The 6,570-nt window shown below is 70.5% G+C and carries 5 protein-coding genes and 1 pseudogene; 3 read left to right on the top strand and 3 right to left on the bottom strand.

The genetic code is table 11. From position 1 onward, the window contains the following. Together G6026_RS13020 and G6026_RS13015 are read left to right on the top strand one after the other, a co-directional pair. Positions 1 to 1,394: GH1 family beta-glucosidase (locus G6026_RS13020; RefSeq protein ID WP_182613427.1), on the top strand; the 1,394-nt coding region annotated here is incomplete at its 5' end. Positions 1,395 to 1,403: 9 nt separating this feature from the next. Continuing rightward, positions 1,404 to 3,050, top strand: coding sequence for a serine hydrolase (locus tag G6026_RS13015; protein ID WP_182613426.1), 1,647 nt, complete (start codon positions 1,404 to 1,406; stop codon positions 3,048 to 3,050). Here the strand turns inward: G6026_RS13015 and G6026_RS13010 are convergent. From G6026_RS13010 to ppk2, 3 genes are all read right to left on the bottom strand, one after another. Further along, positions 2,998 to 4,173 (bottom strand): AI-2E family transporter, encoded by a 1,176-nt coding sequence (locus G6026_RS13010; RefSeq protein ID WP_182613425.1) that lies wholly within the window; start codon positions 4,171 to 4,173, stop codon positions 2,998 to 3,000. The two genes, G6026_RS13015 and G6026_RS13010, sit on opposite strands and share 53 nt — an antisense overlap. A 54-nt stretch (positions 4,174 to 4,227) precedes the next feature. Further along, a complete protein-coding gene (locus G6026_RS13005; protein ID WP_182613424.1) occupies positions 4,228 to 5,271 on the bottom strand; it encodes an enoyl-CoA hydratase/isomerase family protein in 1,044 nt (347 codons plus the stop codon). A gap of 77 nt (positions 5,272 to 5,348) precedes the next feature. Beyond that, on the bottom strand, positions 5,349 to 6,248 hold the full coding sequence (gene ppk2 / locus G6026_RS13000) for a polyphosphate kinase 2 (protein WP_228549382.1): 900 nt from the start codon (positions 6,246 to 6,248) through the stop codon (positions 5,349 to 5,351). Between the two features lie 133 nt (positions 6,249 to 6,381). Between ppk2 and G6026_RS17440 the strand changes: the two are divergent. Further along, positions 6,382 to 6,570 (top strand): annotated as a pseudogene (locus G6026_RS17440) (cholesterol oxidase); the annotation flags it as partial.

Raw genomic sequence — 6,570 nt, 5'->3', positions numbered from 1 at the left:
CCGCGGCCGCCCAGATCGAGGGCGGGGCCGACGCCGACGGGCGTGGCCCGAGCATCTGGGACACCTTCGCCGCCGAACCCGGCCGCATCCGCGGCGGCGACACCCCGGCCGTGGCGTGCGACCACTACCACCGCCACGCCGAGGACGTCCGCGACCTGGCCGACCTCGGGGTCGACGACTACCGGTTCTCGATCTCCTGGTCCCGGGTCCTGCCCACCGGACGCGGGCGGGTCAACGGACCCGGCCTGGACTTCTACTCGCGGCTCGTCGACGATCTCCTGGCGGCCGGCATCCGCCCCGTGCCCACCCTCTACCACTGGGACCTGCCGCAGACCCTGCAGGACGAGGGCGGGTGGTTGCGCCGGGACACCTCCCGGGAACTAGCCGACTACGCCGCGGTGGTGGTCGACGCCCTCGGCGACCGCGTCACCCGCTGGCACACGCTCAACGAGATGAACGTCCACACCCTGTACGGTCACGGGCTCACCGATCACGCGCCGGCCCTCGGAATGGGGCTGGACTGCCTGCCCGTGGCGCACAATCTGCTCCGCGCCCACGGCCTGGCGGTCGAGGCCATCCGGGCCTCCGGGACCCGGCACGAGGTGGGGGTGGTCCAACAGCACTTCCCGGTCCTCGCCGCGACCGACTCCGCCGAGGACCTCGAGGCCGCCGAGATGTTCCGCATCCTCACCAACTGGCTGTTCTCCGATCCCGTCCTGCGCGGTGAGTACCCGCAGGACTGGGTGGCCGAGCTCGTCATGAGCTCCGCGGGACTGACCCCCGACCAGCTCGAGCAGGACCTCGTCGTCATCGCCGGCCCCCTCGACCACTACGGGGTCAACTACTACGAACCCACGGTGATCGAGGCCCCGCGCCCCGACACCGACTACTCCGGGGTGCTCGAGGTGGACTTCCCGCAGGACATGCCGTTCCGCCCGGTACGTATCGAGGGCGTCGAGCGGACCGATTTCGACTGGCCTGTCGTGCCGTCGGGCCTCACGGACATCCTCGTGGCGCTCCACGAGCGCTACCCGGGGCTGCCGCCGGTGACGGTGACCGAGAACGGGGCCTCGTTCCACGAGGGCCCCGGAGCGGACGGAGCGGTCCACGACGACCGGCGGATCGAGTATCTCCGCGCACACCTCGCGGCCGTGGCGGACGCCGTCGAGGCGGGCGTGAACGTGGACGGGTACTACGTGTGGTCGGCGATGGACAACTTCGAGTGGGCCGCCGGCTACGCCGAGCGCTTCGGCCTGGTCCACGTGGACCACGGCACCCTCACGCGGACCCGCAAGGACTCCTGGTACTGGTACCGCGACCTGATCGCCGCGCAGCGGGAGCGAGTAGCGGGTGGTGGTCCGACACGACCCTCGGGAGAGGATCCGGCGGTCTAGGCTGGGCGGATGACCACAGTCTCGACCGCCGGTCGCCGTCGTTCCCTGGGCCTGATCGGCGTGTGCACGGCCCTCGCGCTGCTCGGGTCGGCGTGTGGGACGCCGTTGGCGACACCCGATCCGGACGCGAGTCCGGCCGCGTACTCGGCGCTCGAGGTCGGCGAGGACCGGATCGACTACGCGGTCGGCAAGGTCACCGACATCGTCGAGGAGGAACTGGAGGCCTCAGGGATCCCGGGCGCGGCCGTCGCGGTGGTGCACGGCGGCGAGGTGGTCCTCGCGGAGGGCTTCGGCGTCCGTGACACCAGCACCGGCGCCGAGGTGGACGCGGGGACAGTCTTCCCACTGGCCTCGATCTCCAAGTCGGTCAGCGCGACAGTGGTGGCCGCGGAGAGCGGGAACGGCGAGGTCGACTGGTCCACCCCGGTGAGCGAGTACCTACCGTGGTTCGAACTCTCCGATGCCCAGCTGTCCCCGCTCGTCACCGTGGGCGACGTCTTCGCGCACCGCTCGGGCCTGCCCGAGCACGCGGGGGACGATCTCGAGGACCTGGGGTATGACCGGCCCGCGGTCCTGCACGGTCTGCGGCACCTTCCGCTCACGCCGTTCCGGGCCTCGTACGCGTACACGAACTTCGGGCTGACGGCCGGTGCGGAAGCCGTGGCGGTCGCCGCGGGGACGCCCTGGGACGAGTTGAGCCGCGAGCGAATCTTCGAGCCCCTCGGGATGAGCGAGACCTCCTACTCGCACGTCGAGCTGCTCGAGCGGGACAACCGGGCCGTCGGCCACGTCAGGAACGACACGGGCGCGGGAACCGGCGACTGGGTGCCCGCCGATCCCCAACGCGATCCCGACGCGCAGGCCCCGGCGGGGGGACTGAGTTCGTCGGTGACCGACATGGCCGCGTGGATGGCCATGGTGCTGCACGACGGCAAAGGACCCGACGGCACCCAGGTGGTCCCCGCCGAGGCGCTGCGCGAGGCCCTCACCCCACAGATCGTGTCCGCGCCCCCACAGGCCGCAGCCGACCGCCCCGGCTCCTACGGGTACGGCTTCAACATCGGCACCAGCTCGTCAGGGCGGGTCCAGTGGAGCCATTCCGGGGCCTTCGCGCTCGGCGCGGGCACCGCGATGCTCATGCTGCCCTCGCTGGACCTCGGGATCATCACCGTGACCAACGCCTCGCCCACCGGGGTGGCGGAGACGATCAACGCCCGGTTTGCCGACTACGCCCAGTACGGCGACCCCACGCTGGACTGGCGCGAACTGTTCGGACAGGCGTTCGCCCCAGTGCTCGATCCCGTGGGAGACCTGGTGGACGCGCGGCGACCCGCCGCCCCGGCGCCGGCACCGGACCCGGCCGAGCTCGTCGGCACTTACGACAACGACTACTTCGGGACTCTGGAGGTCCGCGAATCGGAGGACGGGCTGGAGATGATCGTGGGCCGGGTGGCCGTCGCGTGGCCGCTCGAGCCCTGGGACGGCGAGACGTTCGCCGTCCAGCCACGGAGCGAGAACTGGCCGCCGGGGTCGCGGGGCTCGGTGACGTTCGACGACGACGAGGTCACGGTCGAGCTCCTGGACGGCAACGGACTCGGGACCTTCACCCGGGCTCCTGCCGGAGTGGACCCCGCCGAGGGCGATCCCGGCGACTGACGCGCCGTCTGTCGCGTCTGGCGTCGGCGTCGGGGGTGGTCAGGAACGTCGAGAGCCACCTCATCCGCGGATCGGCGTCCACCAGGAAGGCCTTGACCACGAGCGTCAACGGCACCGCCAGGATCGCGCCCAACGCGCCGGCCACCGAGGTCCAGAACACCAGCGAGAGGAACGTCACGGTGGGGGTGAGTCCCACGGCGTCGCCGGTGAACTTGGGCTGGATGAAGCTCTGGATCACCAGGTTGACCACGCAGTAGATCACCACCACCCAGATGGCGTCGACCGGTCCCCCGGTCAGCAGTGCGAACAGCGCGGGCGGCACGAGGCCCAGCACGAAGCCGATGTTGGGGATGTAGTTGGTGACGAAGGCCAGCACGCCCCACACCACCGCGAGCGGCACGCCGATGATCATCAGAGCCACCGTGTCGATGATCGCGACGAGGAGACCGAAGATCGTCGAGACGATCCAGTACGACTTCACGCCGTCGGTGAAGGAGCTGAGCGCGTCGGCCAGCCGGGGCCGCTGACGGACGATCACGGCTCGACGGCGGGTGACGCCCGGGACGTCGAACACCAGGAAGGTCAGCGCGATCACCAGGACGGTGAGCTGGCCCCCCGCCGAGGACACCTGCCCCGCCACGTTCTGGACCGTCCCGATGATCGTGCCGGGGTCCACGCCCGCCAGGCTCGACGAGACCTGATCCTGGCTGACCCCGAACCGGCCGAGGAACTCGATGGTCTGACCGTAGAGCTCGACGAACCTGCCCTGATACTGCGGGATCTCCTCGGCGGCGATCCACAGTGCCCACACGAGCATCCCCACCAGCGCGGCCAGCAGCAGGTAGAGCACGAGCAGGACGATGATCATCCCACCCCACCGCGGCAGGCCGGCCCGCTCCAGGCGCCGCTGCAGCGGCTGGGCGGCGATCACCAGGTTGAGGGCGAGGAAGGCCGGCATGACCATGGCCGCGTGCTGGGAGATCCCCCAGACCACCGCGAACGCCGCGGCCAGCGACACCACCGTGACGCCGGCGATTCCCCACCCCCTGGGCTCCTCGTGCGGGGCGGGCACCTCGGTTTCGCGCACGCCGGGTTCGCGAACGCCATCGCCGGTGGTCGTCATGGCCCCTCCTCGACCCGCGCCCAGCGCGCAGGACGCGGATCAGAGTAGCCCCTGTCAGCCCCCGTTCAGCGCCGAACGGATGGCGTCGACGTCGACGTCGTCGAGGTCGGCCGGATCCCACGTGGGATCGCGGTCCTTGTCGATCACCACGGCCCGCACTCCCTCGACGAAGTCCGGACGGGCGGTGATCCATCCGCCCAGCGCCAGCTCGTTGTCGAGGCATTCGCGGAGATCGCCCGCGGCGGCCCCGGCGCGGAGCAGCTCGATGGTGGCGATGACGGAGGTCGGGCAGTGGGACCGCAGCATCCCGAGGGTCGCGGTGGCCCACTCGTCCTGGGGGCCGGACTCCAGGGCGTCGACCATCTCCTGCGCGGTGCCGCGGCCGAAGACGTCCTCGATCCGGTCGATGTGCTGCTCGACCGCGGACTCCCCCGCCGCCGCGCGCTCGAGGCCGTGTCGCTCGAGGGCGGCGTCGAGGCCGTCGGATCCGATGGCGGTGACGAAGGTGTCCCGGTCGGCGTCGTCGATCAGATGGGTGGCCAGACCCGTGTAGAGGGCGTCCGCGGAGTTCATCCGGACCCCGGTGGTGCCGAGGTAGATCCCCACCGCCAGGCCGCGGGTCCCGCCGCCGCACAGTCGGGGCAGGAAGTGGCTGGCGCCGACGTCGGGGATGAACCCGATCGCCGTCTCGGGCATCGCCATCATGACCGTGGTGGTGACCACCCGGTGCGAACCGTTGATGGAGATCCCGAGGCCGCCGCCCATCGCGACGCCGTGGATCACCGCGACCGTGGGCACCCGGTGGGTGTGGTACGCGAGGTCCATCGCGTACTCCTCGGAGAAGAACTCCCGGTTGGTCTGGTGCTCCCCGGCGGCCGCGGCGTCGCGCAGGGCGCGGATGTCGCCGCCCGCGCAGAACGCCTTCTCCGAGGTACTCGTGGTGACGACGGCCTCCACGCCCGAGTCCTGCGAGGCGGCGTCCAGTGCGGAGTGCAGGGCCCGGCACATGGGTAGGTCGAGGGAGTTCAGGGCCTTGGGGCGGTCCAGGACGATGTGCTGCATCCGGCCTTCTCGCCGGGTGGTGACGAATTCGCTCATGCCCCCAGTGTGTCAGGCCGGTCACCCGCCGTCGCCGAGATACTAGGAATTCCTACCTAGATCGCCCCCGCCTCACCTCAGAGCAATTCCGACGCGACATCCGGGACGTACTTGAACTCCTCGCGTGGCGGCCGCTCGTAGTTGGCCCCCTCGGGTCGCTCCGGGATCTCGAAGGTCGGCGGCTCCAGCTTCTCCCACGGGACGGTGGAGAGCAGGTGGGAGATCACGTTGATCCGCGACCTCTTCTTGTCCTCGGACTCCACCGTGTACCAGGGCGCCTCCGGGATGTCGGTGTGGATGAACATCTCGTCCTTGGCGCGGCTGTAGGCCTCCCACCGGTTGATCGACTCCAGGTCCATCGGCGAGAGCTTCCACCGGCGCATGGGATCGTCGTGCCGGGAGCGGAACCGGCGCTCCTGCTCCTCGTCCGACACGGAGAACCAGTACTTGCGCAGCATGATCCCGTCCTCCACGAGCAGGCGCTCGAAGATCGGCGCCTGGTGCAGGAAGCGGCGGTACTCGTCGGTCGTACAGAACCCCATCACTCGCTCCACGCCGGCCCGGTTGTACCAGGAGCGGTCGAAGATCACGATCTCACCGGCTGCCGGCAGATGCTCGACGTAGCGCTGGAAGTACCACTGCGTCTTGTGCACCTCGGTCGGCGCGGGCAGTGCGACCACGCGGGCGTACCGGGGGTTGAGGTACTGGGTGATCCGCTTGATCGCCGACCCCTTTCCTGCGGCGTCGCGACCCTCGAACACCACCACGAGCCGGTTCCCCGTCTCCTTGAGCCAGGCCTGCATCTCCACGAGCTCGGCCTGCAACCGCTCCAGTTCGGCCTCGTAGGCCTTCTTGGGCAGCTTCTCGAGCCCGCTGGGCAGCAGGTCCTTCGTGCCCGCCTTCGTGCCCGCCGCGTCCGAGGAGGCCTTGGGGCGCGCCTTCTTGGCGCCCTTCTTGCCCTGCTTGTCGCCACTCATCCCACCGATACTACGGCCGCGCAGGCGGCTCCGGGCCCGGAGGAACGTCTTGACAGTAGTCCAGACGACTGTCTAGCTTCGGGCGAGGGTGACGCTCGTCACCGCACCGACACGATCCTGACGGTTAGGCGACATGACGACTCTCACCCGCCGGGGGTTCCTCGGCTCACTCGCCGCCGCCGGGGTCGCGGCACTCGCGTCCGACCCCCTCGCCGCCGGCCAGGGGACCGACCCCGCGAGCCCCGCACCCGCAGGCCCCGGACGAATCCCCCACGAGGTGCAGGACCACCGGGTCCTCGTGGTGGGCAGCGGGTTCGGCGGC

Source organism: Dietzia sp. DQ11-38-2 (assembly GCF_014145055.1).
In the GTDB taxonomy this organism is placed as follows: Bacteria; Actinomycetota; Actinomycetes; order Mycobacteriales; family Mycobacteriaceae; genus Dietzia.
This window is presented reverse-complemented; position numbering and strand designations above follow the sequence as displayed.